Below are 23,692 nucleotides of genomic sequence, written 5' to 3' on the forward strand. Positions count from 1 at the left end.
TTATGAGTAAAGCGGACGCCTTCACCCAGGCAGGGAAAACCGCGGTATTGCAAAACATCCAGGGCACCTTGCAATTCCTCCAGCGCTTCCCGCCCTTCAATCAGATGGAACACGCCCACCTGGCTTATCTGGTGGAGCAATGCCAGCTGCGTTTCTATGGCCAGGGCGAGAGCATCATCAAACCCGCCGACGGCCCGGTCGAACACTTCTATATCGTCAAGCAAGGTCGGGTGGTCGGCGAACGTCAGCACATCACCAAGCCCGGCACCGAGACCACGTTTGAAATCACCACCGGCGAATGCTTTCCGCTGGCCGCGTTGCTCGGCGAACGCGCGACCCGCACCGAACACCTGGCCGGCGAAGACACCTTCTGCCTGCAACTGAACAAACTGGCGTTCATCAAACTGTTCGCCCTCTCCAACGCCTTTCGCGACTTCGCCTTGCGCGGGGTCAGCAGCCTGCTCGATCAGGTCAACCAGCAAGTGCAGCAGAAAGCCGTGGAAACTCTCGGCACCCAGTACTCGCTGAACACCCGACTGGGCGAACTGGCAATGCGTCACCCGGTGACCTGCAGCCCCGACACGCCATTGCGTGAAGCGGTGAAGCTGATGCACGAGCAGCAGGTCGGCAGCATTGTTGCGGTAGATGAACACAAAGCCCCGCTGGGGATTTTCACCCTGCGCGATCTGCGTCATGTGGTGGCCGCCGGCGTCGGCGATTTCAGCGAAGCCATCGAGCGCCACATGACGCCCGCGCCCTTCTACTTGTCGCCGGATCACAGCGCGTTCGATGCGGCGATTGCCATGACCGAACGGCACATCGCGCACGTCTGTCTGGTCAAGGATCAGCGCCTGTGCGGCGTGGTCTCTGAGCGTGATCTGTTCTCGCTGCAACGGGTCGACCTGGTGCATCTGGCCCGGACCATCCGCAGCGCCCAGCGCGTCGAACAACTGGTCAGCCTGCGCGGCGAGATCGGCCAACTGGTCGAACGCATGCTCGCCCACGGCGCGTCCTCGACGCAGATCACCCACATCATCACCTTGCTCAACGACCACACCGTGTGCCGCGTGATCGAGCTGACCCTCGCGGAAAAAGGCGATCCCGGTGTGCCGTTCAGTTGGCTGTGTTTCGGCAGCGAAGGTCGCCGCGAGCAGACGCTGCACACCGATCAGGACAACGGCATTCTGTTCGACGCGCGGGACGCAGCACACGCGGCGGAGATTCGCGGCAAGCTGCTGCCAATTGCCCAGCAAATCAACCAAAGCCTGGCGCTGTGCGGCTTCACCCTGTGCAAGGGCAACATCATGGCCGGCAACCCCGAGCTGTGTCTGTCGCGGGCAGAATGGGCACGGCGCTTTGCAGCGTTCATTCGTGAGGCGACGCCGGAGAATCTGCTCGGTTCGAGTATTTATTTCGATCTGCGCGTGGTCTGGGGCGATGAAAAAAGCTGCGAACAATTGCGCCGCGGCATTCTCGACCAGGTCGGTGACAACCGTTTGTTCCAGCGCATGATGGCCGAGAACGCCCTGCGCAATCGTCCGCCGGTGGGGCGTTTCCGCGAATTCGTGCTGGCGCGCAAGAATGGTGAGAAAGCCACGCTGGACCTCAAGGTACAGGGGCTGACGCCGTTCGTGGATGGCGCGCGATTACTCGCGCTGGCCAATGGCATCGACGCCAACAACACCCTCGAGCGCTTCCGTCAGTTGGTTGAAAAAGACGTCATCGAGCGACTGGATGGTGCGGCGTATGAAGAGGCCTATCACTTCATTCAGCAAACGCGCATGCAACAACATCAACTGCAGACCCGGGAGAACCTGCCCTACTCCAACCGAGTCGACCCGGACAGCCTCAATCATCTCGACCGGCGCATCCTGCGTGAATCCCTGCGCCAGGCCCAGCGCCTGCAGAGCAGCCTGACGCTGCGGTATCAGCTATGAGCCTGTTCTCATGGCTGCGTCCGGCCAGCCCGGTGTTGCCGGTGGAGTGGCAACAGCGTCTGGCGAAGCTGCCGGTGATCAGCGAACTCGGCGAATGCAGCCTGCGTGAACAACGCTGGGTGGTGCTGGATCTGGAAACCACCGGGCTGAATCTGAACAAGGACCGTGTGTTATCGATTGGCGCGGTGGTGATCGAGGACGGCGCGATCGATTTCAGTCAGCAATTCGAACGGACGCTGCAATGTCGCGAGCTGAAGCTCAGTCCCAGCGTGCTGATTCACGGGTTGGGGCCGAATGCGATTGCGGCAGGCAGCGAGCCGGCCGAGGCGTTGCTCGAACTGATGGAGTTTATCGGCGACAGCCCGGTACTGGCGTTTCATGCGCCGTTTGATCAGCACATGCTCGGGCGTGCCTTGAAGGAGCATCTGGGGCACAAGTTGCAGCAGGTGTTTCTGGATGTCGCCGACATTGCACCGCTGGTGTGTCCGCAGGCGCACATTCGTGAGGCCGGGCTGGATGAGTGGATCGACTGGTTCAAGCTTGAGGTGTTCGAGCGGCATAACGCGAGTGCCGATGCGCTGGCGACGGCAGAACTGGCGCTGATCCTGTTCAGCCGGGCGCGGCAGCAGCAGATTCACAGTCCGTTGAATTTGCAGCAGCGGCTGAGTCAGTGGAAGCGGCGGCAGCAAGCTCCCTCCTTTTAGGTTGTCAGCGCCTGTTCTGCCTCTTCGCGAGCAGGCTCGCTCCCACAGGGTTTCGCATTCCAAAGTGGGAGCGAGCCTGCTCGCGAAGAAGGATGACGCGGTTTTACTGATGCCACCTGACCAGTGGCCAATTGCTAACCATTCCCACCTCTGCCACAATCGCGAACAATTCGCGTTAGTTAATATTTCCCAATCGGTGATGTCCGGTGTCGTCAGTCCCAAGCCCTAACAGTGAGCTCGTCGGTGCGCTGTATCGCGACCATCGCGGTTGGCTGCTGGCATGGCTGCGGCGCAATGTGGCGTGTCCGCAGCGTGCCGAGGACCTGAGCCAGGACACCTTCGTCCGCCTGCTCGGTCGCGACGCCATGCTGACCCCCCGCGAGCCGCGCGCCTTTCTGGTGGCGATCGCCAAAGGCTTGCTGTTCGACTACTTCCGCCGCGCGGCGCTGGAACAGGCCTACCTCACCGAGCTGATGCTGATCCCCGAAGGCGAACAACCGTCGGTGGAAGAACAGCAAATGATCCTCGAAGACCTCAAAGCCATCGACCGCTTGCTCGGCAAACTGTCGACCAAGGCCCGCGCTGCTTTCCTTTATAACCGCCTCGATGGCCTCAGCCATGCCGAGATCGCCGACAAGCTCGGCGTCTCGGTGCCGCGCGTGCGCCAGTATCTGGCGCAAGGCATTCGTCAGTGCTACATCGCACTGTACGGTGAGCCGACGTGAGCCCGACCAGTTCCAGACCGGTGCCAGCGCATGTGCTGGACGCGGCGATTGCCTGGCAACTGACCCTCGACTCGAGCAGTCCGCTGGAGCGCGAGGAGTTCGCCAAATGGCACGCGGCCCATGAAGAACACGCCCGTGCGTGGCGGCAACTGGGCATGCTCGATCAGCGTTTCAGTGTGGCCAAAGGCCCGGCCCGCAGCGCCTTGCTGCAATCGCGCGAAGGCATTCGCCGGCGGGTGCGCAGATTGGGCAGTGGGCTGGCCAGCATTGTGGTGCTTGTCGGTGTGGGGCTGTTTGCCAGCGAACGTTTTCTACCGCTGGATTACTGGCTCGCCGATCAACGCACCGCCACCGGTGAGCAGCGCACCGTGCGTCTGGCTGACGGCACTGTGTTGAATCTGAACACCCACAGTGCGGTGGATGTGCGGTTCGATGAGAGACGCCGGTTGATCGTGTTGCAGGAAGGCGAAATTCTCGTCGAGACCGGGCATGGCGATGCGCGCCCCTTCATCGTTGAAACCCGCGAAGGCAGCATGCGCGCCCTGGGTACGCGGTTTTTGGTCAAGCGTGAAGACCAAGGTACGCGCCTGAGCGTGTTGCAGTCGGCCGTGGCCGCACACCCGCAATCGAATCCTCAAGAGCAAATCCTCCATGAAGGCCAGCAAGTGCTGCTGCGCAGTGACGGGTTAGGCTCGATCGTCGCGCTCAATCCCGGCGCTGATGCCTGGACGCGCGGCATGCTGGTGGTCGATAACGCACGCCTCGGCGATCTGGTGCATGAGCTGGGACGTTATCGGCGCGGGCATCTGGGCGTGGCGCCGGACGTGGCGGATTTGCGCATCACCGGCAGCTTCCCGCTGCACGACACCGATAAGGCCCTGAGCGCATTGCTGCCGACGCTGCCGGTGCAGATCGAGCGGCATACGCCTTATTGGGTGACCGTGGCGAAGGCTGAAGCCAAGCCCTGAGTTCGAATTGAACCTGTGGCGCGGGAGCTTGCTCCCGCTCGGCGGCGAAGCCGTCGCAAAACCGCCCCATGCAATCGTCCTGAAGAAATGCCGGGGACCGCTTCGCGCTCCAGCGCGAGCAAGCTCCCTCGCCACAGGACTGTGCACCCTGCAGAAATAGGGCTGCTATCCAGTTAATCGAAATTATTTTCATCCAGCCCTATCACTTTCTGATTCTCATCCGGCACACAGGCAATTGAGAAATATTTCCATTCAGGAGCCGCCGTATGTCCCGTTCGCTAGACACCTTGTTGCGCCCCAGTCTGCTGGCCGTCGCCATCGCGCTCAGCGCGCCGCTGATCAGCAGTCCGTTGCTTGCCGCTGAACAAGCGTCCAGCGTGCGCGCCTACAATCTGCCGGCGGCGCCTCTGTCGACCACCCTGAACCAGATCGCCAGCCAGGGCGGCATCGCGCTGTCGCTGAGTCCGTCGCTGGCGGCGGGCAAGACCTCGGCGCCGGTCAGCGGCCAGTACGACGCGGCCGGTGCCTTGCGCGCGGCCCTGCGTGGCACCGGTTTGCAACTGGAACAAAGCAGCACCGGCACCTACACCCTCGTGGCCGTGCCTGAAGGAACATTGGCCCTGCCGGAAACTTCGGTCATCGGCGTGGAAAACTTCGAAAGCGCCTGGGGTCCGGTCGAAGGCTACACCGCCACCCGCACCGCCGCCGGCACCAAGACCGACACCGCACTCGTCGAAGCGCCGCGTTCGATCTCGGTGGCAACCCGTCAGCAAATGGATGACCGCAGCGTGCACAGCCTCGATGACGCGGTGCGCTACATGCCGGGCATCACCGCCAGCAGCTACGGCAGCGACACCCGCGCCGACTGGCTGCGGGTGCGCGGGTTCGAACCGACCCAGTTCCTCGATGGCCTGCCGCTGCCAAAAGGCGTGTACGCCAACCCGAAACAGGAAACCTGGAACCTCGACCGCCTCGCCCTGCTGCGCGGCCCGGCCTCCTCGGTTTACGGCCAGACCCCACCGGGCGGCTTGCTGGACATGGTCAGCCGTCGTCCAAGCGCTGAAGCCAGCAACGAAATCCAGCTGCAATACGGCAGCGACAACCACCGCCAGATCAACTTCGCCAGCACCGGCAAGATCGATGACGCCGGCCAGTTTCTCTACGGCCTCAGCGGTGTGGTGCGCGACAGCGGCACGCAGGTCGATCACGTCGACAACAAGCGCTACAACATCGCGCCGAGCCTGACCTGGAACATCGACGACGATACCAAGCTCACCCTGCTCAGCCAGTTCACCCGCGACGATACCGGCATCACCAGTCAGTTCCTGCCGATTCAGGGCACCAAGATCAAGTCGCCGTTCGGCGATATCTCTCACCACAAGAATCTGGGTGATCCGGACTGGGAATATTACGATCGCACTTACTACGCGCTGGGCTACGCCTTCGAACATCGTCTGAACGATGTCTGGCAGTTCAAGCAGAACCTGCGCTACACCAAGTCGGACCTGTCGTTCCAGTCGCTGACGCCGGGTTCCTACCCGTTCACCGAAGTGGATGATCAAGGCAACGTCGGGCGCACCAGCACCAGCGTCGAAGAAGACATCAGCCAGTTCGCCGTGGACAACAACTTCCAGGCCGACTTCGCCACCGGCGATATCCGCCACACCCTGCTGCTGGGCCTGGATCACCAGCGCAGCAACACCAACTACACCTCGATCTTCGGTGATGGCCTGACCACCAACGTCATCACGCCGATCTACGGTCAACCGATCGTACGTCCGGCGCGCTCGACGGCGTTTTACGATTACGACCAGAAGACCTACCAGACCGGCCTGTATATCCAGGATCAAATGGCCCTCGACCAGTGGCGTCTGACCCTTGGCGGCCGTGAAGACTGGGTGCACACCAGCACAAAATTCATCAACAAGGGCGATGCCACCAACACCCAGCGTGACAAGGCCTTCAGCGGCAACGCCGCGCTCAGCTACGTGTTCGACAACGGTTTCGTGCCGTACCTGTCGTACGCCGAATCCTTCCAGCCGACCACGGGCGCCGACGCCACCTCGACCGGTTCGCTCAAGCCGACCGAAGGCAAACAGTGGGAACTGGGCATCAAGTACCAGCCACCGGGCAGCAAAACCCTGCTGACCGCCGCCGTGTATGACCTCACTCAGAAGAACGTCTCGGTCAACACCTTCGTCAACAACGTGTCGATCACCAGTCAGACCGGCGAAGTGAAAGTCAAAGGCCTGGAGCTGGAAGCGGTATCCGACGTCACCGACAACCTCAAAGTTATCGCCGCCTACACCCTGGCCAAATCCGAAGTACAGAATGGCGTCGACAAGGGCAATCGCCTGCAACTGATGCCGAATCAGCAAGCCTCGCTGTGGACTGACTACACCTGGCACGCCGGCGTGCTCGACGGCTTCGGCATTGGCGGTGGCGTGCGTTACACCGGCAACACCTACGGCGACAAGGCCAACACCTGGCTGGGCAAGGCGGACGCCTACACCGTGTTCGACGCGAGCGTGCATTACGACCTCGGCCGCCTGGACAACAGCCTCAAAGGCGCGTCGCTGGCACTCAACGCGACCAACCTGTTCGACAAGGAATACATTTCCACCTGCGACAGCTTCTACTGCTACTACGGCGACACGCGCAGTGTCGTCGCCAGCGCCACTTACAAGTGGTAAGCGATTGAGCTGAAACAGGTCATTTCACCAGGCCGTCCCTCGTGGACGGCTTTGGTGTTTTTGAAGGTCATGAAATGAAAAGTAAAACAATTCGTCGCTGGTCGTTCGTCCACACCTGGACCAGCCTGGTCTGCACCGTGTTTTTGCTGATGCTGGCACTGACCGGTCTGCCGCTGATCTTTCATCACGAGATCGAGCACCTGCTCGGCGACGCGCCACAAGTGCGCGAGCTGCCGGCCGACACGCCACGGCTGAACCTGGCGCAACTGGTCGAGGCCGCCGAAAAACATCGCCCCGATGACGTCGTGCAGTACTTCGGTTTCGATGACGATGAGCCGAACGCCGTGCTGACGATCATGGCGAAAACCGCGGGCACCGAACCGAACTCCTCGCACACGTTCATGCTCGATGCACGCACCGGGGAGGCGCTGGAAACGCCTTCGGCCAACGGTGGTTTGATGCTGTTCATCCTGCGCCTGCACGTCGACATGTTCGCCGGGCTGCCGGGCAAATTGCTGCTGGCGTTCATGGGGCTGTTGTTTGTCGTGGCCATCGTGTCCGGGACGGTGTTGTACCTGCCGTTCATGCGCCGCTTGAAGTTCGGCACCGTGCGTCAGGACAAGTCGACAAGATTGCGCTGGCTCGACCTGCACAACCTGATCGGTGTCGTCACCCTGACCTGGGCGCTGGTGGTCGGCGTGACCGGCGTGATCAGCGCCTGTGCCGACCTGTTGATCGCAGCCTGGCGCAACGATGCCCTGAACACTTTGATCGCGCCTTATCGCGATGCCCCGCCACTGACGCATCTGGCGCCGGCCACGCGTTTGCTCGATATCGCTGGCGAAGTGGCCCCGGACATGCAGCCGGACTTCATTGCCTTCCCCGGCACGCGGTTTTCCAGTGAGCACCATTACTCGGTATTCATGAAGGGCGGCACGCACCTGACCTCGCATCTGCTGACGCCAGTGCTGATCGATGCCACCACGCTGCAGGTCACCGCCGTGGCCGAACGGCCGTGGTACATGGACGCCATGGGCATGTCGCAACCGCTGCACTTCGGCGACTACGGCGGCATGCCGATGAAGATTCTCTGGGCCACGCTCGATGTGCTGACGATCATTGTGCTCGGCAGCGGCGTGTATCTGTGGGTGGTGCGACGCAAAGCGGCGAAGCCTGTAGTGGAAACGGCGGAGGCGTCTGCATGAAGCCGCGTCAGTCGAGTTTCTGGAAGGTGTTCAGCACGCCGATCGTGATTGCGCTGCTCAGTGCGGCGGGATTGTTTGCGGCGTTGTTGGGGGATGGGGTTTGGGATGCGCTGAGTTGGGTTGGGCTGGGTGTTCCGGCATTTTTGGCGATCAGGGGATTGTTGCAGCGAAGCTAAAGAAACCTGTGGGAGCGAGCCTGCTCGCGAAAGCGCTCTGACATTCAACACCAATGTTGACTGTCCCGACGCATTCGCGAGCAGGCTCGCTCCCACATTGGTTCTGCGCTGGGCTTGAGGACGTGGCGTTACGCGCTATGCTGCCCCCTCACTGTCCTGATCGAGACCCTGCCAATGTCCGCCCCCAGCATGACCCTGTACCACAACACGCTCTCCCCGTTCGTGCGCAAAGTGATGGTGTTGCTGCATGAAACCGGCCAGCAGGATCGCGTGGCCTTGCAAGACTGCGTACTCAGTCCGGTCAGCCCGAGCGCCGAGCTGAATGTCGACAACCCGCTGGGCAAGATCCCCGCCCTGCGTCTGGCCGATGGCAACGTCATCCATGACAGCCGGGTGATCCTCGAATACCTCGATCAACAACACGTCGGCAATCCGCTGATCCCGCGCGAAGGCGCGGCCCGCTGGCGCCGCCTGACCCTCGCCTCGATGGCCGACGGGATCATGGACGCGTCGGTGATGGTGCGTTATGAGCTGGTGTTGCGCGCGCCGGAGAAGCATTGGGACGAATGGCTCGAAGCCCAGCGCGACAAGATCCGCCGCGCCCTTGCCGTGCTGGAGCGCGACGCGATTGCCGAGCTGACCAGCCACTTTGATGTGGCAGCGATCAGCGTGGCCTGTGCGCTGGGTTACCTCGACCTGCGCTTCCCGGACCTGGGCTGGCGGGATGCCAACCCGCAACTGGCCAACTGGTTCTTTGAGGTGAGTCAGCGACCGTCCATGATCGCCACGATGCCCAAGCCTTAAGTCGTCTGTTCCGGCCTCATCGCTAGCAGGCTAGCTCCCACAGTGGATTTGGGTATGGCAGAGAACTCTGTTTCACCACCAATCCTGTGGGAGCGAGCCTGCTCGCGAATGCACCACCTCGGTTCCGGAGGCAGCGCTGCAAAAATCAGCGTCACCAAAACCTCCACCTCTCGCTGATCTTCACGCAATCCCACCCGGCTCATTGCATCGCCCCCACATCAAACTCCAACGGCTTGGCCGATTTCTGCCCGATCCCGTACCAGTCCAGTTTGCGCGTCAGCACCATGAACACACCCAGCAGACCGAACAGCAACAACGAGCCCATCAACAACGCGTAATCCTCAGCGCTGAGCAATCCGTAGAGCAGGCCATACAACGCCGCCAGCCCCGCCGAAAAGCTCAAACCGTGACGCACACTGCGCAACACGTGGCAGACATAAAAGCCGATCAACAACACACAAGCGCTGGCCGACAACAGATACGCCGGGGCAAAACCGATGTGCTCCGACAACGACAGCAGCAACAGATAAAAGAACGCCAGCGCCACACCGACCAGCGCGTATTGCACCGGGTGCACGGCCAGGCTTTTGAGCACTTCGAACAGAAAGAAACCGGCGAACGTCAGGACGATGAACAGCAGCGCATATTTGATCGCCCGGTCACTCTTCAGATATTGATCCACCGGATCGATGAAACTCACACCAAAGCTGCGACCGTTGAACGCCTCGCAATCATTTCCGCTCACGCAACGGCTCATGGCGTCTTGCAGGTTGGTGGAGAAGAACGTGGTCTGCCAATCGGCGCTGAAACCCTGATCATTGATTTCACGTTTGCCCGGCAGGAAGTTGCCGACAAAGCTTGGATGCGGCCAGTTGGCGGTAAGACTGACGCTGCTGGTCTTGCCCACCGGCAACACTTGCAACGAACCGGTGCCTTGCAGACGCAGGTCGAAACCAAAGCTCAGCTCGGTGGTTTTGCTGGTGTCGAGCAGCGGCAGCGTGACCCGTACACCTTCACCGAGCCAACCGACTTGCGTACCTGGAACGAAGTCCAGACGCTGGCCATCGAGTTCCAGTTTCAGCGCATTTTCGATGCCGCGAATGTCGCTGATACCGACCGCGAGAAACGGTGCATCGAACTGGTAATCGGTGAAGTCTTCTTTGATGCCCAACTGTGCTGGCAGCGAAAAATGGCCGTTGATGCGGTTGTCGGCATGGAACAGCCGCGCTTCATAAATGCCCCGTGCACGCAGTTCGGTTTGCACCTGGCCGTCGAGTTCGAAACGCTCCGGCAGGAAGTACAGACGGCCGCGCTCTTCGCTTGGCTCGTCGTAGCGCTGATTGGTTTTGTCGTTGGTTTTCCAGTTGTGAATCACTTTGCGATACGGCACCACCATCACCGGGCCGCTCAGTTGCTGGCTGTAACTGGAGCTGCGGGCGATGTCTTCGAGCACACCGTCGCGCAACTGTTGGCGCTCGTCGATAACGCCGTCGATCATCAGCAGCGGGATCAGCAACAGCAGGATCAGCAGGGCAATGGCGCCGAGTTTGATCGTCAGATTCTTGTTCATGGGACTCTCCCTGTTTGGATGGGCAGAGTCTGCTGGTGCTGTATGAGGGCAATGTGGGGGGAATGTGGAGATTGTGTGGAGATATCAAAAGATCGCAGCCTTCGGCAGCTCCTACAAGTGTACGCAATCCAATGTAGGAGCTGCCGAAGGCTGCGATCTTTTGACGGTATCAAGGCAGGCGCAATGTCACCTCAACACCGCTCTCGACATTGCGAATCTGCATCGACCCACCATGCAACTTGACCACTTCTTCAACGAAGTTAAGCCCCAACCCGGTGCTTTTGCGCCCACTGTCCGGGCGTGGCAATGAGTAGAAGCGTTCAGTCAAACGCGGCAAAGCGTAGTCAGGAATCGCCGCCGTCTCATTGAACAATCGACATTCGATTTGCTCGCCCACCCGCTCGGCACAGAACCGCAGCAGCCCCTCAACCGGGGTGAAATCCAGCGCATTCTCCAGCAAGTTGCCCAGCGCCTGACGCAACAGAAACGGCTCGCCAATCAACAGCAGATCCGCCGCAATTGTCTGTTCGATGCGCAACTGTTTGCCTTCAATCCGCGCTGCCTGCCCCTGCAACAACTGATCAACCAGCGCCGCCAACGGCACGGCGACCCGCTCTTCAAGGCCCTGACGTTGTTCCACCTGCGCCAGATTGAGCAACCGTTCGATCAACTGCTGCATCCGCGCACTTTCGCTGTCGATGTTGCCGACAAACCGCAAGCGCTGAACCGGCGGCATATCGCTTTGCAGCAGTTCCGCCGCACCGCGAATTGCCGCCAGTGGACTTTTCAGCTCATGGGTCAGCGTGTGCACATAACGCTCGACGTAGGCCTTGCCTTCCAGTTGCGTGCGCATCTGTTCCACGGCGGTAGCCAGTTGTTCCAGTTCACCGCCACGATAATGCGGCACTTCTACCCGGCGGCCTGCGCTCACCGCTTGGGCATAACCGGTCAAACGGTGCAGCGCACGGCTCAGCCACCACGACAACAAAGCACCAAACAGCAAACCGAGGCCGATCAACCCGGCGCCATAAAACAGCAAGCGCCGTTCGGTGCGATCGACGTAGGGCTGCAATGAGCTGTTGGGCTTGGCCACGGTGACCACGCCGATGATCTGGCCGTTGTCGCGGATCGGCGCGCCGACGTGCATCACTGACGAACTCGCGTCATCCGGATCGCTGCGACTTGAGCGCGCGCCGTATTCGCCACGCAGGGTCAGGTAGACGTCGTTCCAGCGCGAATAATCCTGACCGACCGCAACACCACTGGAATCGAGCACAACGATGCCCTTGGCGTCGGTGACGTAGATACGGTGGTTGACCTGATTTTTCGGTAAGCCCCAGATCGTCGCTTGCGGCTGGCGCTCACCATAGGCACGCAGCAACTCGGGCCAGCGATTCTCACTGAGGGTGCCAGCCTTGAAATCATCACGGAGGATTTCCGCCATCAGGTTGGCGGTATCGACCAGGGTTTCTTCGGTGGACTGGCGCACGCCGGGGCGGATTTCTTCCATCACCGTGTTGAGCACGAAATACCCGGTGAGGCCGACAAACAGCACGTACACCAGAAAGATCCGCAGCCCCAGCGACATCAGCTGTGCCCCGGGCTGTAGCTGTAACCGAGGCCGCGATGGGTCTGGATCGGCTCGGCGTCGGCACGCACCAGCCGCAACTTCGCGCGCACACTTTTGATGTGGCTGTCGATGCTGCGCTCATAACCGGCGTCGGCCGCCACGCCCAGCGCATCAAGCAATTGCTCGCGACTAAACACTCGTTCGGGTTGTTCGAGCAGGCATTGCAGCAGGCGGAATTCGTGGCGGGTCAGGCTTAACGTCTGGCCGCGATAAATGATTTGAATCCGTTCCGGATCGATACGAAACAGCGCAGAACCGGCTTCTATAGCTGGACGCGGTGCCATGCGCTTGAGGATGGCCTTGACCCGCGCCGCGACTTCACGCGGGCTGAACGGCTTGACCACGTAGTCGTCGGCGCCGATCTCCAGGCCCACCACGCGATCAATCTCGGCATCGCGGGCGCTGAGGAACAGCACCGGCACTTCGCTGAAGCGCCGCAACTGCTTGCAGGTTTCGAAGCCGCTGATGTCCGGCAGGCCGATGTCGAGAATGATCAGATCGGCCGGGGTCTGGCGCTGATGTTCCAGCGCCGCTGCGCCGAGGCTCAGCCACGTGGTGGTGAAGCCCTCGCCCTGCAAGGCAAAAATCAGCGTGTCGGCAATCGCCGCTTCGTCTTCGACAATCAGGATATGAGGCATGGCGTCCGAGCCCGTGGGTTAGGTGCGCGAACGGTGCCCCAAGCCTGACGTTACGTCAATGAGACCACTTGGTTCAGCAGTCCGGCTTGTCCGCCGTGAAGCGCCGCGCCGGGTTCACCGCCGCGCCGAACTCGCGCAAGGCCTTGGCACCGATCAGCAGCGGATAGTTGAAGTTGCTGCGGTCGGTCAGGTTGACCTCGACGGTACGCTTGACGTTGCCCAGGCACAGCTCCAGATCGACCACCGGGCGTTTGGCGACTTCGGTACTTTCGCCCTCGTCCTCTTCATCCGAACGGCTCTTGATCTTGCTGATCCGCGCGACCTTGTGTTCGTAGACCTTGTTGCTGGCGTCCTTGGTGCCGAGGCGGAACCGTACCCATTCATCGCCATCGCGGGTGAAGGTTTCGATGTCCTTGGCCGACAGCGAGGCGGTCAGCGCGCCGGTGTCCATCTTGGCCTTGAGCACTTCACCGCCGATTTCCGGCAGCGCGATGTATTCGTAGCGCCCGTACAGGGTCGGCTCGGCGGCCATGACCGGCAGGGCGACGAGGGCAAACAGTGCAAGGAGGGATTTCACGTAAGGGGCTTCCTGAAAGAGTGGGCTCAGCGTCGAATTCTAGACAGCGGAAAACAATGGAAGTTGAAACAGCAGCCACCTTTGTGGCGAGGGAGCTTGCTCCCGCTCGGCGACGCAGTCGTCGTAAAACCTGTCTGTGCAATTAAGCTGATACACCGAGGCGCATGGATTCGGGGCCGCTTCGCAGCCCAGCGGGAGCAAGCTCCCTCGCCACCGGGTTCAGCGATGACTCAAGGGTAACCTCTCAAAAGTGAAACATTCGTCACCGCCGATTTGGCCTGTCGCGCGAAGCTGCTTATCATGGCGCGCCCATCCGCTTTCATAGAGTTGCTTATGCGCCGCCTGCTCACCGGCTGTTTCGTCACCCTGCTGCTGTTGCTCAACACCCTGATTCTGATCGGGCCGTTGCTGGTGTTTGCCCTGCTCAAACTGGTGGCGCCCGGCCGCTGGCGCGACTATGCGTCGGGCGTGGTGATGTGGATCGCCGAGACCTGGGCCGAAATCGACAAGCTGATTTTCCGCCTGTGCATCCCTACCCAATGGGACATTCGTGGCGGTGAAGACTTGCGCGGCGACACCTCTTACTTGGTGGTCAGCAACCACCAGTCGTGGGTCGATATTCCGGCACTGATCCAGACCCTCAACCGGCGCACGCCGTTCTTCAAATTCTTCCTCAAAAAAGAACTGATCTGGGTGCCGTTTCTGGGGCTGGCGTGGTGGGCGCTGGATTACCCGTTCATGAAGCGCTACACCAAGGCGTTTCTCGCGAAGCACCCGGAGCTGGCGGGCAAGGATCTGGAAATCACCAAACAGGCGTGCGAGCTGTTCAAGCGTCAACCGGTGACCGTGGTGAATTATCTGGAAGGCACCCGCTACACCGCGGCAAAAAGCACCCAGCAGCAATCACCGTTCAAGCACTTGCTCAAGCCCAAGGCGGGCGGCGTGGCGTTCGTGTTGGCGGCGATGGGTGAACAGCTGGATGCGATGCTCGATGTCACGGTGGTTTATCCACAGGCGAACATCCCGGGCTTCTGGGATTTGATCAGCGGCAACGTGCCGCGCGTGATCATCGACATCAAGACCCGCGAACTTGACCCGGCGCTGTGGCAGGGCGATTACGAGAATGATCCGGCGTTTCGTCAGACGATCCAGAACTGGGTCAACCAGCTCTGGAACGAGAAGGATCTGCGCATCGCCGAACTGCGCGGCGAGCGCGGCTGAATCAGCTACCGGTGCCGGCGCCCCAGATGCTGCCCAGACTTTGCAGCAGCGGGCCGCCAACGCCCTGATCCCCCAGATACTTGAGCAGCACCGGGGCAAACTGGCCGACCATGCCGCTGTCCATGCCCAGCGCGCCGAAGGCATTGTTCAGGTCATTGGTGTCCTTGACGTTGCCCAGCGCGTTTTCCAGCCCGGCTGACTTGCCCGACGAGCCCAGCAACCCGCTCAGCGCCGCCAGGTTGCCACCGCCGCCCGACAGCTTGTCGATGCCCGGCACTTCTTTGGCCAATTGCGAATAATCGGTGCTGCTCAATTGGTTCTTGGCCAGGCCCAGCATGGCGCTGGTGCCGCCGACGGCTTGCTGCGGGGTAACCCCCAGACCGGTGACGGCTTGCAGCAGACCGGCGGTTTCCGAGGTCGGCGCGGCGGCGGTGGCAGCATTGCCGCCCTGCATGCTCGAAGCCGCCTTGGTCACATCGTCCAGACTGAAACCGGCAAACACCGGACTGGCCGCAAGGGTCATCAGCGAAGCCATTGCAATACCGCGTGAAATCTTCATTCAGACATCCTCTTGCGCTGTGAAAACCACCCGTTGAACGGGCAGTGAAACTGCCGGTTTGACCGGGTATCCGCCGGCATGTTCCGGCGCGGCGCATCCATTTTCGTCCGGCCTGCGTATATAAAACGTGAAATCCCGGACACCCTCGCGATGAATGGCACAACCGCTGTCACTGAACTAGCCTGTGATCAGTCCGAGTCCAGCCCTCGTCGTTCGACCTTTGCCTGGAGAGTCGTCATTTCCATCGCCGACACCGATCAGTTGCGCCAGCTGTTGGCCCAGTGTGCACTGGGCGATCGTCGCGCCTTCGAAACGCTGTACCGCAGCGTCGGCCCGCGTCTGCATGGCGTGGCCCTGCGTTTTATGGGCCGCACCGATCTGGCCGAGGAAGTGCTGCAGGAAAGCTTCGTGCGCATCTGGAACAACGCCTCGCGCTACGAAGCGCACCTGTCGGCGCCGCTGACCTGGATGATCAACATCACCCGTAATCAGGCCATCGATCAGTTGCGCAAACATCGCGAACGGCCACTGACCGATCTCGAACAGGACACACTGCCGGACGAAAGCCCTTCGGCTCACGAGCAACTGAACAGCGCCCGTGAGGCCAAGGCGCTGAACCGTTGCCTCGAAACCCTCGAAAGCATGCAGCGCCAGTCGATTACCGCGGCCTACTTTCAGGGATTGTCGTGCTCGGAACTGGCCGAACACCTGGCCACGCCGCTGGGAACGGTGAAATCGTGGATTCGCCGTGGCCTGGAACGTCTGCGCCGGTGCCTTGAATCATGAACTACCAGACCCCTGCCCTGCGCCGCGCCCTCGCCGCCGACTACGCCATCGGCCTGATGTCTGCGCCTGCGCGGCGGCGCTTTGAACAGTTGCTACTGGATGACGCGGCACTGCGAGCCGAACTGGCGCAATGGCAGGAAAGCCTCGCCTCTCTCACCGAAGCGCTGCCAGAACATCCGGTTCCGGAACGCGTGTGGCACGGCATCACCGCGCGCATCGACCCGCAAGTGCTGCATGTGCCCGAGAAGCGGCCGTTCTGGAACTGGCTGCGGGTTACCGCCGCGCTGTGTTCGCTGGTGGTGCTGGTCTTCCTTGGCTCGCTGTACAACCGCGACGACGCCCGCTACCACGCCACGCTGCTGACCGCCGATGCGCAACCGGCGCTGAAGGTGGAAGCGCATGCGGATTATCTGCAGGTCGAGCCGCTGACATTGCCGGCGGTCGAGCCTGATCGAAGCCTTGAACTATGGGCAATTCCGGCTGACGGCAAACCGATCTCGCTCGGGGTCATTCCGGCGGGGGGCAAAGGCAAGGTTGAATTGAGCGAGGCGCAGAAAGCCTTGATCGGCAAGCCGATTGCGCTGGCAGTGAGTCTGGAGCCGAAAGGTGGTTCGCCGACCGGGCAGCCGACGGGGCCGGTTCTTTATCAGGGTGCTTTGGCGGCCCTATGAAACAAAGCCCCTCACCCTAGCCCTCTCCCAGAGGGAGAGGGGACTGACCGTGGTGTTCTCTCGAGTTTCATCGACCTGAAGTACCGAGCCGAAACTCGGGCCCGATAACAACGCAAATCTGCTCCCTTTCCCCCTCTCCCTTAGGGAGAGGGCTGGGGTGGGTAGCTTTTTACCTTGGATTTCAACAAAAAACGGCGACCCTGAGGTCGCCGTTTTGTATTGCGCTTAAGCCTTACGCCGCACTAAACAACTTATGCGGATCAATCACAAACTTCTTCGGCACACCGGCATCGAACTCGCCGTACCCTTCCGGCGCCTGATCGAGACTGATCACTTGCACGCCCACCACTTCGGCGATGTTGATGCGATCCCACATGATCGCCTGCATCAGTTGGCGGTTGTACTTCATCACTGGCGTCTGGCCGGTGTGGAAGCTGTGCGATTTGGCCCAGCCCAGACCGAAGCGGATGCTCAGGCTGCCCATTTTCGCGGCGGCGTCCACGGCACCCGGATCTTCGGTCACGTACAGGCCGGGGATACCAATCTTGCCGGCCACACGCACCACACCCATCAGTGAGTTGAGTACGGTGGCCGGGGCCTCGGCTTTGACGCCGTCGTGGCCATGGCCGCGCGCTTCGAAACCGACGCAGTCCACCGCACAATCGACTTCCGGTTCGCCCAGCAGTGCGGCGATCTGTTCGTGCAGCGGGGTGTCTTGCGACAGGTCGACCACTTCAAAACCCTGCGCCTTGGCGTGGGCCAGGCGGATGGTGTTGACGTCGCCGATGATCACTACCGCAGCACCGAGCAGACGCGCCGAAGCGGCAGCGGCCAGACCAACCGGGCCGGCGCCCGCGATGTAAACGGTGCTGCCCGGGCCAACGCCCGCAGTGACTGCGCCGTGGTAACCGGTCGGGAGGATGTCGGAGAGGCAAGTCAGGTCGCGGATTTTCTCCATGGCCTTGTCGCGGTCCGGCAGTTTCAGCAGGTTGAAGTCGGCGTACGGCACCAGCACGTACTCGGCCTGGCCGCCGGTCCAGTCGCCCATATCGACGTAACCGTAAGCGCCACCGGCACGGGCCGGGTTGACGGTCAGGCAGACGCCGGTGTGTTGCTCTTTGCAGGAGCGGCAGCGCCCGCACGCCACGTTGAACGGCACGGAGACCAAGTCACCGATTTTCAGGTTTTCGACGTCGGAGCCTTTTTCAATCACCTCGCCGGTGATCTCGTGGCCCAGCACCAGACCGGTCTGCGCCGTGGTACGGCCGCGCACCATGTGCTGGTCGGAGCCGCAGATATTGGTGGAAACCACTTTGAGAATGACCCCGTGCTCGATCTTGCGACCGCGCGGGTCCTGCATTTTCGGATAGTCGATTTTCTGTACTTCGACCTTGCCAGCGCCGAGATACACCACACCACGATTGCCAGACATGCTTTCACCTCGCTGTTGTTTTTATGGAACCGCGTTGCCCAGGCAGGCAGCGCGTTAAGTGCTCGGGTTATTGCTTGTTGGTTTTGCGTTGTTTGTTATGGCCCCTTCGCGAGCAGGCTCGCTCCCACAGTTGATCTTTGGTGTGACAGAGACCTGTGTTTCAACACAAATCCCTGTGGGAGCGAGCCTGCTCGCGAAAGCGATCTAAAGAACGACGGTTCTATTGGCGTTCAAAAACACCCGTCTCTCAATGTGATACCCAACGGCCCGCGCCAGTGTCAGGCCTTCAATATCCCGCCCCTTGGCAATCAGATCCTCAGGGTAATGACTGTGATCCACCGCCTCGACCCCTTGGGCAATGATCGGCCCTTCATCCAGATCGTTATTGATGTAATGCGCCGTCGCGCCAACCAGTTTCACGCCCTTGTTGTAGGCCTGGTGATACGGCTTGGCGCCCTTGAAACCCGGCAGCAACGAGTGATGAATGTTGATCGCCTTGCCATCGAGCTTGCGGCACAGCTCCGGCGACAGCACCTGCATGTAGCGGGCGAGGATCACCAGCTCGGCGCCGGACTCTTCGATCACCTGCCACACCTGCCGCTCCTGCGACGGCTTGTCGTTGGGGTCGAGGGGGAAATGGTAGTAGGGAATCTGGTGCCAGTCGGCCAAAGGCTTCAAATCCGGATGGTTGGAGACCACCGCCGCCACATCCATCGACAACTGGCCGATGCGCTGGCGGTAGAGCAAGTCGTTGAGGCAGTGATCGGCCTTGGAGACCATGATCACCACTTTCGGCCGGTAGTTCGGCGCGGTCAGTTCGAAGACCATGCCGAAGGCCTGGCCGCGTTCGGCGAGGCCTGCGCGGAAAGACTGTTCGTCGAAGCCGTCGGGCTGGCGGAATTCCACGCGAATGAAGAAACGCCCGGAGAGGCGGTCATCGAACGAGTGGTGCTCGGTGACGTAACAGCCCTGCTCGAACAGAAAACGCGTGACCGCGTCCACCGTGCCGAGGACGCTGGGGCAGTCGGCAGTCAGAATCCATGTGTCTGGGGCGCGGCTCATGGTGCGGTGACTCCTGTTTCAACAACGGTGAGCAGAGTGAACTCTGTGGCGAGGGAGCTTGCTCCCGCTGGGTTGCGCAGCGACCCCAAAATCAGCGACCGCATTTCTCCAGGAGAATGCGGGTACCGGTTTTGCGACTGCTTCGCAGTCGAGCGGGAGCAAGCTCCCTCGCCACAAATGCAGTCATGAGCCAAACGGGGTCAGGCCTGGACGCTGAGACCGTACTCGGCCGACGCATCCTGCAACCACAACCACCAGTAATCCGAAAAGCTGCGACGAATCAGCAGTTCCCAAGTGTCTTCAGCGGTGTGGCGAATCATCAGCTGCGATTTGGCGAACACCGTGCCGACCGCTTTACCGACCGGAAAGTTGTTCGGGTGCACGTCATAGCTGGTCGACTTCATCAGCACCTGACGCACGTTCGGCCCGCTCAGTTCGAGCACTTGCTGGCCGCCGCTGACGTTGACGATCGCGATGTGCAGATCACCCAGCGCTTCACGCAGTTTCTGCTCGGCGGCGAATTCTTCACCGCTTGGCACGATCAGCAGCCACTCATCCGGGCCCATCCATTGCAGGCTGGTTTCACCTTTGACGATGACGCTGAGGGCACCCGGCAGTTCAATGCCCAGGGCTTTGTGCACGCCAGCGGCGAACGCGGCATCGTGGCCATCGCCACGAATGGTCAGGTGGCCGAGGAGTTTCTTTTCCCGCACGATCACGCCGGCGTTCTTGCGGCCCTTGCCGACCAGGCTGGCGAGGTCGGCATGGTGCAGCGACGACTCGGCCTTGGCGCCGGTGGTCGGGCGTTGTTGGTACACATTGGCTGTGGTCATAAAGCACCTTTGCTGAATTCTGTTGGTTCCTGCGGAGGCTGATCTGCCGCTTTCGCGAGCAGGCTCGCTCCCACAGGGGAACGCGGTCGAATGTGGGAGCGAGCCTGCTCGCGAATAGCCGCCCGCCCACAGTTCTCGAGGCCGTCAAATGTTCTGGCGATCACCCTTCGGATCGAAGAACACCGAAGAAACGATTTCCGCCTCGATCACGCTGCCATCGGCCAGCGGTGCAAACACCCGCTCACCCATGCGCTTCAGACCGCCCTTGACCACACCCATGGCAAACGAATACCCGAGGGAGTTGTGCGCGTAGCTGGACGTCACGTGGCCGACCATGGTCATCGGGATTGCCTGTTTGGTGTTGAACACCAACTGAGCACCTTCCGGCAGCCATTTGGTCGGATCGATCGGCTTCAGGCCGACCAACTGCTTACGCTGATCCTTCACGCAGTCTTCACGGTTCATCCCGCGCTGACCGATCCACGAGAACGGTTTGGTGCGACCGACACACCAGCCCATGTTCAGGTCGTCCGGGGTCATCGAGCCGTCAGTGTCCTGACCGACAATGATGAAACCCTTCTCGGCCCGCAGGACGTGCATGGTTTCAGTGCCGTACGGCGTCAGGTTGTACTGCTTGCCGGCCTCGACGATTTTTTCCAGCACGCCCATCGCGTAGTCGGCCTGGACGTTGACTTCGTACGACAGCTCACCGGTAAACGAGATGCGGAACACCCGCGCCGGCACGCCGCCGACCAGACCTTCTTTCCAGGTCATGAACGGGAAGGCTTCGTTGCTCAGGTCGATGTCGGTCACGGCGCTGAGCAGCTTGCGGCTGTTCGGCCCGGACAGGGTCATGGTCGCCCAGTGGTCGGTGACGGAGGTGAAATACACCTTCATGTCCGGCCACTCGGTCTGGTGGTACAGCTCCAGCCACTGCAGCACGCGAGCCGCACCGCCGGTGGTGGTGGTCATGACGAAATGGTTGTCCGCCAGGCAAGCCGTCACGCCATCGTCGAAGACCATGCCGTCTTCTTTGCACATCAGGCCGTAACGGGCCTTGCCCACGTCGAGTTTGGTCCAGGCGTTGGTGTACACGCGGTTGAGGAACTCACGGGCATCCGGGCCTTGAATGTCGATTTTGCCCAGCGTCGAGGCGTCGAGCAGGCCGACGCTGTCGCGCACGGCTTTGCATTCGCGCTTCACCGCCGCATGTAGGTCTTCACCGTTTTTCGGGAAGTACCATGGACGTTTCCACTGGCCGACGTCTTCAAACTCGGCACCGCTTTTTACATGCCAGGCATGCAGCGCGGTGTAGCGCACCGGTTCGAAGATATGCCCACAGTGACGGCCGGCCACGGCGCCGAAGGTGACCGGCGTATAGTTCGGACGGAACATCGTGGTGCCCATCTGCGGGATGGTCACGTTCAGCGAACGGGCGGCGATGGCCAGACCGTTGACGTTGCCAAGCTTGCCCTGATCGGTGCCGAAGCCCAGTGCGGTGTAGCGTTTGACGTGCTCGACCGACTCGAAACCTTCGCGGGTCGCCAGTTCGATGGCGGCGGCGGTGACGTCGTTTTGCAGGTCAACGAATTGCTTCGGCGCCCGAGCGGTGCCCTTTTCATGCGGCACCTGGAACAGCGCCAGCGTCGGCTCTTCGAGCCGGCTCAGGGCTTTCGGCAGAGTGCCTTCGACCGCAGCGAAACCGGCTTCGCTGGCAGCGCGCACGCCACCCTCAAAACCATCGGCCAGCGAATCGCCGAGACCGTAAACGCCGTTGATACCACCGACGCACACGCGTTTCTGCGGGGCTTCACCCGGGATGAAACCGAGGATGTCTTCGCGCCAGGTCGGCTTGCCACCGAGGTGCGAAGCCAAGTGCACGACAGGGCTATAACCGCCGGAGCTGGCGACCACATCGCAGTCGAGCCATTCGCCCGGGCTGGTCACGGCATGTGCCTTCACATCAATCGCGGCGACGCGGGCCGCAGTAACGCGCTTGCTGCCACGGGCCTCGATCACGGCGCTGCCGGTGAGGATGCGAATGCCTTTGGCACGCGCCTCTTCCACCAATGCACCACGTGGATTGCTGCGGGCGTCGGCGATGGCCACCACTTGCAGACTGGCGTCGAGCCAATCCAGTGCCACGCGATAGGCGTGATCGTTGTTGGTCGACAGCACCAGTTTTTTACCCGGTGCCACGCCGTAGCGACGCACGTAAGTCGACACCGCACCGGCAAGCATGTTGCCCGGCACGTCGTTGTTGCCGTAGACCAGCGGACGCTCGCAAGCGCCGGTCGCCAGCACCACACGCTTGGCGCGAACGCGGTGAATGCGCTGACGTACCTGACCGATCGGTGCGCGGTCGCCGAGGTGATCGGTGAGGCGTTCGTGAATGGTCAGGAAGTTGTGGTCGTGGTAACCGTTGACCGTGGCGCGCGGCAACAGCAGCACGTCCGGGGTGTCCTTCAGTTCAGCGATGACGCTGGCAACCCAATCCATCGCCGGTTTGCCGTCAAGGCTTTCGCGGGAGTCGAGCAGGCTGCCGCCGAACTCTTCCTGCTCATCGGCAAGAATCACTCGGGCACCGCTGCGCGCAGCCGCCAGTGCAGCCGCCAGACCCGCAGGGCCAGCACCGACGATCAGCACGTCGCAGTGCTGGTTCATGTAGTCGTAAGTGTCCGGATCGACTTCGGTCGGCGAACGGCCCAAACCGGCAGCCTTACGAATGTACTTCTCGTAAGTCATCCAGAACGATTGCGGGTACATGAAGGTTTTGTAGTAGAAACCCGGCGGCATCAGCTTGCCGCCAACCTTGCCGAGAATCCCCATCATGTCGTTGTTGACGCTCGGCCAGCCGTTGGTGCTGGTCGCGACCAGACCTTGATACAGCGCCTGTTGCGTGGCGCGCACGTTGGGAATCTGGGTGGCTTCGGTCGCACCGATCTGCAGCACCGCGTTCGGCTCTTCGGCACCGGCGGCAAAGATCCCGCGAGGACGCGAATACTTGAAGCTGCGGCCAATGATGTCGACGCCGTTGGCGATCAGCGCGGCGGCCAGCGAGTCACCCTCGAAGCCTTTGTAGCTCTGACCGTTGAAGGTGAAGCTCAGCACTTTGTTGCGGTCGATCCGTCCACCGTTGGACAGGCGATTGGTCTGGCTCATACCTTCTCTCCCAGCGCCGTCGTGGCTGTTTTCGCCGAATCAGTCTTGTCGGTGAATTGCGGCTTGGTGCCGATCTTGTAGGTTTCGAGAATCTCGTAGGTCACGGTGTCGCGGGTGACGTTGAAGTACTGACGGCAACCGGCAACGTGATCCCACAGCTCGTGGTGCAGACCGCGCGGGTTGTCGCGGAAGAACATGTAGTCGCCCCACTCCTCGTCAGTGCAGGCGCCTGGATCGAGCGGGCGCGGAATGTGCGCCTGACCGGATGCGTGGAATTCCTCTTCGGAGCGCAACTCGCCGCAGTGAGGACAGAAGATATGCAACATGGGGATTTCTCCT

General features: G+C 61.2%; 21 protein-coding genes. 11 read left to right on the top strand and 10 right to left on the bottom strand.

The genetic code is table 11. The features are described 5' to 3' along the window. Window positions 1-2: 2 nt before the first annotated feature. The 8 genes from BK670_RS26070 to BK670_RS26110 all read left to right on the top strand — a co-directional run bounded on the left by BK670_RS26070 (window position 3) and on the right by BK670_RS26110 (window position 9,212). On the top strand, window positions 3-1,937 hold the full coding sequence (locus BK670_RS26070; protein WP_311197075.1) for a putative nucleotidyltransferase substrate binding domain-containing protein: 1,935 nt from the start codon (window positions 3-5) through the stop codon (window positions 1,935-1,937). After that, window positions 1,934-2,641 (top strand): 3'-5' exonuclease, encoded by a 708-nt coding sequence (locus BK670_RS26075; protein WP_123454107.1) that lies wholly within the window; start codon window positions 1,934-1,936, stop codon window positions 2,639-2,641. The genes BK670_RS26070 and BK670_RS26075 overlap by 4 nt, the downstream gene beginning before the upstream one ends. 206 nt (window positions 2,642-2,847) lie before the next feature. Beyond that, complete coding sequence (locus tag BK670_RS26080) at window positions 2,848-3,366, top strand: RNA polymerase sigma factor (RefSeq protein ID WP_123454109.1); 519 nt, start codon at window positions 2,848-2,850, stop codon at window positions 3,364-3,366. After that, window positions 3,363-4,334 carry a FecR domain-containing protein gene (locus BK670_RS26085; protein ID WP_123454111.1) on the top strand — a complete coding sequence of 324 codons (972 nt, stop codon included), beginning with the start codon at window positions 3,363-3,365 and terminating at the stop codon, window positions 4,332-4,334. Before BK670_RS26080 ends, BK670_RS26085 begins: the two co-directional genes overlap by 4 nt. 266 nt (window positions 4,335-4,600) lie before the next feature. After that, window positions 4,601-7,027: a TonB-dependent siderophore receptor gene (locus BK670_RS26090; protein ID WP_123454113.1), complete on the top strand. Its 2,427-nt coding sequence runs from the start codon at window positions 4,601-4,603 to the stop codon at window positions 7,025-7,027. A 74-nt stretch (window positions 7,028-7,101) separates the two neighbouring features. Next, complete coding sequence (locus BK670_RS26095) at window positions 7,102-8,232, top strand: PepSY-associated TM helix domain-containing protein (protein ID WP_123455113.1); 1,131 nt, start codon at window positions 7,102-7,104, stop codon at window positions 8,230-8,232. Beyond that, window positions 8,229-8,408, top strand: coding sequence for a hypothetical protein (locus tag BK670_RS26100; RefSeq protein WP_123454116.1), 180 nt, complete (start codon window positions 8,229-8,231; stop codon window positions 8,406-8,408). The genes BK670_RS26095 and BK670_RS26100 overlap by 4 nt, the downstream gene beginning before the upstream one ends. A 174-nt stretch (window positions 8,409-8,582) precedes the next feature. Beyond that, window positions 8,583-9,212 carry a glutathione S-transferase gene (locus tag BK670_RS26110; protein WP_123454118.1) on the top strand — a complete coding sequence of 210 codons (630 nt, stop codon included), beginning with the start codon at window positions 8,583-8,585 and terminating at the stop codon, window positions 9,210-9,212. A 199-nt stretch (window positions 9,213-9,411) separates the two neighbouring features. Here BK670_RS26110 and creD read toward each other — a convergent pair whose 3' ends face one another. The 4 genes from creD to rloA2 all read right to left on the bottom strand — a co-directional run bounded on the left by creD (window position 9,412) and on the right by rloA2 (window position 13,627). Next, a complete protein-coding gene (gene creD / locus BK670_RS26120; protein WP_123454122.1) occupies window positions 9,412-10,782 on the bottom strand; it encodes a cell envelope integrity protein CreD in 1,371 nt (456 codons plus the stop codon). A 169-nt stretch (window positions 10,783-10,951) separates the two neighbouring features. Next, window positions 10,952-12,370 (bottom strand): two-component system sensor histidine kinase CreC, encoded by a 1,419-nt coding sequence (gene creC, locus BK670_RS26125; protein WP_123454124.1) that lies wholly within the window; start codon window positions 12,368-12,370, stop codon window positions 10,952-10,954. Next, entirely contained in the window at window positions 12,370-13,050 is a 681-nt protein-coding gene (creB, locus tag BK670_RS26130) for a two-component system response regulator CreB (RefSeq protein ID WP_123454127.1), read from the bottom strand. Before creB ends, creC begins: the two co-directional genes overlap by 1 nt. Window positions 13,051-13,123: 73 nt before the next feature. Next, complete coding sequence (gene rloA2 / locus BK670_RS26135) at window positions 13,124-13,627, bottom strand: retropepsin-like aspartic peptidase RloA2 (RefSeq protein WP_007909997.1); 504 nt, start codon at window positions 13,625-13,627, stop codon at window positions 13,124-13,126. A gap of 333 nt (window positions 13,628-13,960) precedes the next feature. On the opposite strand from rloA2, the gene BK670_RS26140 reads away from it, so the two are divergent. Then, entirely contained in the window at window positions 13,961-14,848 is an 888-nt protein-coding gene (locus BK670_RS26140; RefSeq protein WP_123454129.1) for an acyltransferase, read from the top strand. Between the two features lies 1 nt (window position 14,849). Here the strand turns inward: BK670_RS26140 and BK670_RS26145 are convergent, their stop codons facing one another. Continuing rightward, entirely contained in the window at window positions 14,850-15,407 is a 558-nt protein-coding gene (locus BK670_RS26145; protein WP_123454131.1) for a DUF2780 domain-containing protein, read from the bottom strand. Between the two features lie 150 nt (window positions 15,408-15,557). Here BK670_RS26145 and BK670_RS26150 point away from each other — a divergent pair, with 150 nt between their 5' ends. Both BK670_RS26150 and BK670_RS26155 read left to right on the top strand, forming a co-directional pair. Continuing rightward, a complete protein-coding gene (locus tag BK670_RS26150; RefSeq protein WP_123454133.1) occupies window positions 15,558-16,193 on the top strand; it encodes an RNA polymerase sigma factor in 636 nt (211 codons plus the stop codon). After that, the gene (locus tag BK670_RS26155) at window positions 16,190-16,864 is read left to right on the top strand and encodes an anti-sigma factor (protein WP_123454135.1); all 675 of its coding nucleotides are present in this window, start codon (window positions 16,190-16,192) and stop codon (window positions 16,862-16,864) included. The genes BK670_RS26150 and BK670_RS26155 overlap by 4 nt, the downstream gene beginning before the upstream one ends. 232 nt (window positions 16,865-17,096) lie before the next feature. Here BK670_RS26155 and fdhA read toward each other — a convergent pair whose 3' ends face one another. From fdhA to BK670_RS26180, 5 genes are all read right to left on the bottom strand, one after another. Continuing rightward, the gene (gene fdhA, locus BK670_RS26160) at window positions 17,097-18,296 is read right to left on the bottom strand and encodes a formaldehyde dehydrogenase, glutathione-independent (protein ID WP_064589551.1); all 1,200 of its coding nucleotides are present in this window, start codon (window positions 18,294-18,296) and stop codon (window positions 17,097-17,099) included. Window positions 18,297-18,500: 204 nt separating this feature from the next. Continuing rightward, on the bottom strand, window positions 18,501-19,358 hold the full coding sequence (gene purU / locus BK670_RS26165; protein ID WP_064589552.1) for a formyltetrahydrofolate deformylase: 858 nt from the start codon (window positions 19,356-19,358) through the stop codon (window positions 18,501-18,503). Window positions 19,359-19,558: 200 nt separating this feature from the next. Then, the gene (locus BK670_RS26170) at window positions 19,559-20,191 is read right to left on the bottom strand and encodes a sarcosine oxidase subunit gamma (RefSeq protein WP_008086919.1); all 633 of its coding nucleotides are present in this window, start codon (window positions 20,189-20,191) and stop codon (window positions 19,559-19,561) included. A gap of 144 nt (window positions 20,192-20,335) precedes the next feature. After that, window positions 20,336-23,353: a sarcosine oxidase subunit alpha gene (locus BK670_RS26175; protein ID WP_123454137.1), complete on the bottom strand. Its 3,018-nt coding sequence runs from the start codon at window positions 23,351-23,353 to the stop codon at window positions 20,336-20,338. Then, entirely contained in the window at window positions 23,350-23,679 is a 330-nt protein-coding gene (locus BK670_RS26180) for a sarcosine oxidase subunit delta (RefSeq protein ID WP_123454139.1), read from the bottom strand. The genes BK670_RS26175 and BK670_RS26180 overlap by 4 nt, the downstream gene beginning before the upstream one ends. Window positions 23,680-23,692 lie beyond the last annotated feature (13 nt).

The sequence above is a fragment of the Pseudomonas fluorescens genome, from assembly GCF_003732425.1.
Classification (GTDB): domain Bacteria; phylum Pseudomonadota; class Gammaproteobacteria; order Pseudomonadales; family Pseudomonadaceae; genus Aquipseudomonas; species Aquipseudomonas fluorescens_BE.

What these genes read in the sequence shown, in the direction of transcription:
- BK670_RS26070 (WP_311197075.1), top strand. Translation starts at nt 3, where the DNA reads ATGAGTAAAGCGGACGCCTTCACCCAGGCAGGGAAAACCGCGGTATTG.
- BK670_RS26075 (WP_123454107.1), top strand. Translation starts at nt 1,934, where the DNA reads ATGAGCCTGTTCTCATGGCTGCGTCCGGCCAGCCCGGTGTTGCCGGTG.
- BK670_RS26090 (WP_123454113.1), top strand. Translation starts at nt 4,601, where the DNA reads ATGTCCCGTTCGCTAGACACCTTGTTGCGCCCCAGTCTGCTGGCCGTC.
- BK670_RS26095 (WP_123455113.1), top strand. Translation starts at nt 7,102, where the DNA reads ATGAAAAGTAAAACAATTCGTCGCTGGTCGTTCGTCCACACCTGGACC.
- BK670_RS26100 (WP_123454116.1), top strand. Translation starts at nt 8,229, where the DNA reads ATGAAGCCGCGTCAGTCGAGTTTCTGGAAGGTGTTCAGCACGCCGATC.
- BK670_RS26110 (WP_123454118.1), top strand. Translation starts at nt 8,583, where the DNA reads ATGTCCGCCCCCAGCATGACCCTGTACCACAACACGCTCTCCCCGTTC.
- creD (WP_123454122.1), bottom strand. Translation starts at nt 10,782, where the DNA reads ATGAACAAGAATCTGACGATCAAACTCGGCGCCATTGCCCTGCTGATC.
- creC (WP_123454124.1), bottom strand. Translation starts at nt 12,370, where the DNA reads ATGTCGCTGGGGCTGCGGATCTTTCTGGTGTACGTGCTGTTTGTCGGC.
- creB (WP_123454127.1), bottom strand. Translation starts at nt 13,050, where the DNA reads ATGCCTCATATCCTGATTGTCGAAGACGAAGCGGCGATTGCCGACACG.
- BK670_RS26140 (WP_123454129.1), top strand. Translation starts at nt 13,961, where the DNA reads ATGCGCCGCCTGCTCACCGGCTGTTTCGTCACCCTGCTGCTGTTGCTC.
- BK670_RS26145 (WP_123454131.1), bottom strand. Translation starts at nt 15,407, where the DNA reads ATGAAGATTTCACGCGGTATTGCAATGGCTTCGCTGATGACCCTTGCG.
- BK670_RS26150 (WP_123454133.1), top strand. Translation starts at nt 15,558, where the DNA reads ATGAATGGCACAACCGCTGTCACTGAACTAGCCTGTGATCAGTCCGAG.
- BK670_RS26155 (WP_123454135.1), top strand. Translation starts at nt 16,190, where the DNA reads ATGAACTACCAGACCCCTGCCCTGCGCCGCGCCCTCGCCGCCGACTAC.
- fdhA (WP_064589551.1), bottom strand. Translation starts at nt 18,296, where the DNA reads ATGTCTGGCAATCGTGGTGTGGTGTATCTCGGCGCTGGCAAGGTCGAA.
- purU (WP_064589552.1), bottom strand. Translation starts at nt 19,358, where the DNA reads ATGAGCCGCGCCCCAGACACATGGATTCTGACTGCCGACTGCCCCAGC.
- BK670_RS26170 (WP_008086919.1), bottom strand. Translation starts at nt 20,191, where the DNA reads ATGACCACAGCCAATGTGTACCAACAACGCCCGACCACCGGCGCCAAG.
- BK670_RS26175 (WP_123454137.1), bottom strand. Translation starts at nt 23,353, where the DNA reads ATGAGCCAGACCAATCGCCTGTCCAACGGTGGACGGATCGACCGCAAC.
- BK670_RS26180 (WP_123454139.1), bottom strand. Translation starts at nt 23,679, where the DNA reads ATGTTGCATATCTTCTGTCCTCACTGCGGCGAGTTGCGCTCCGAAGAG.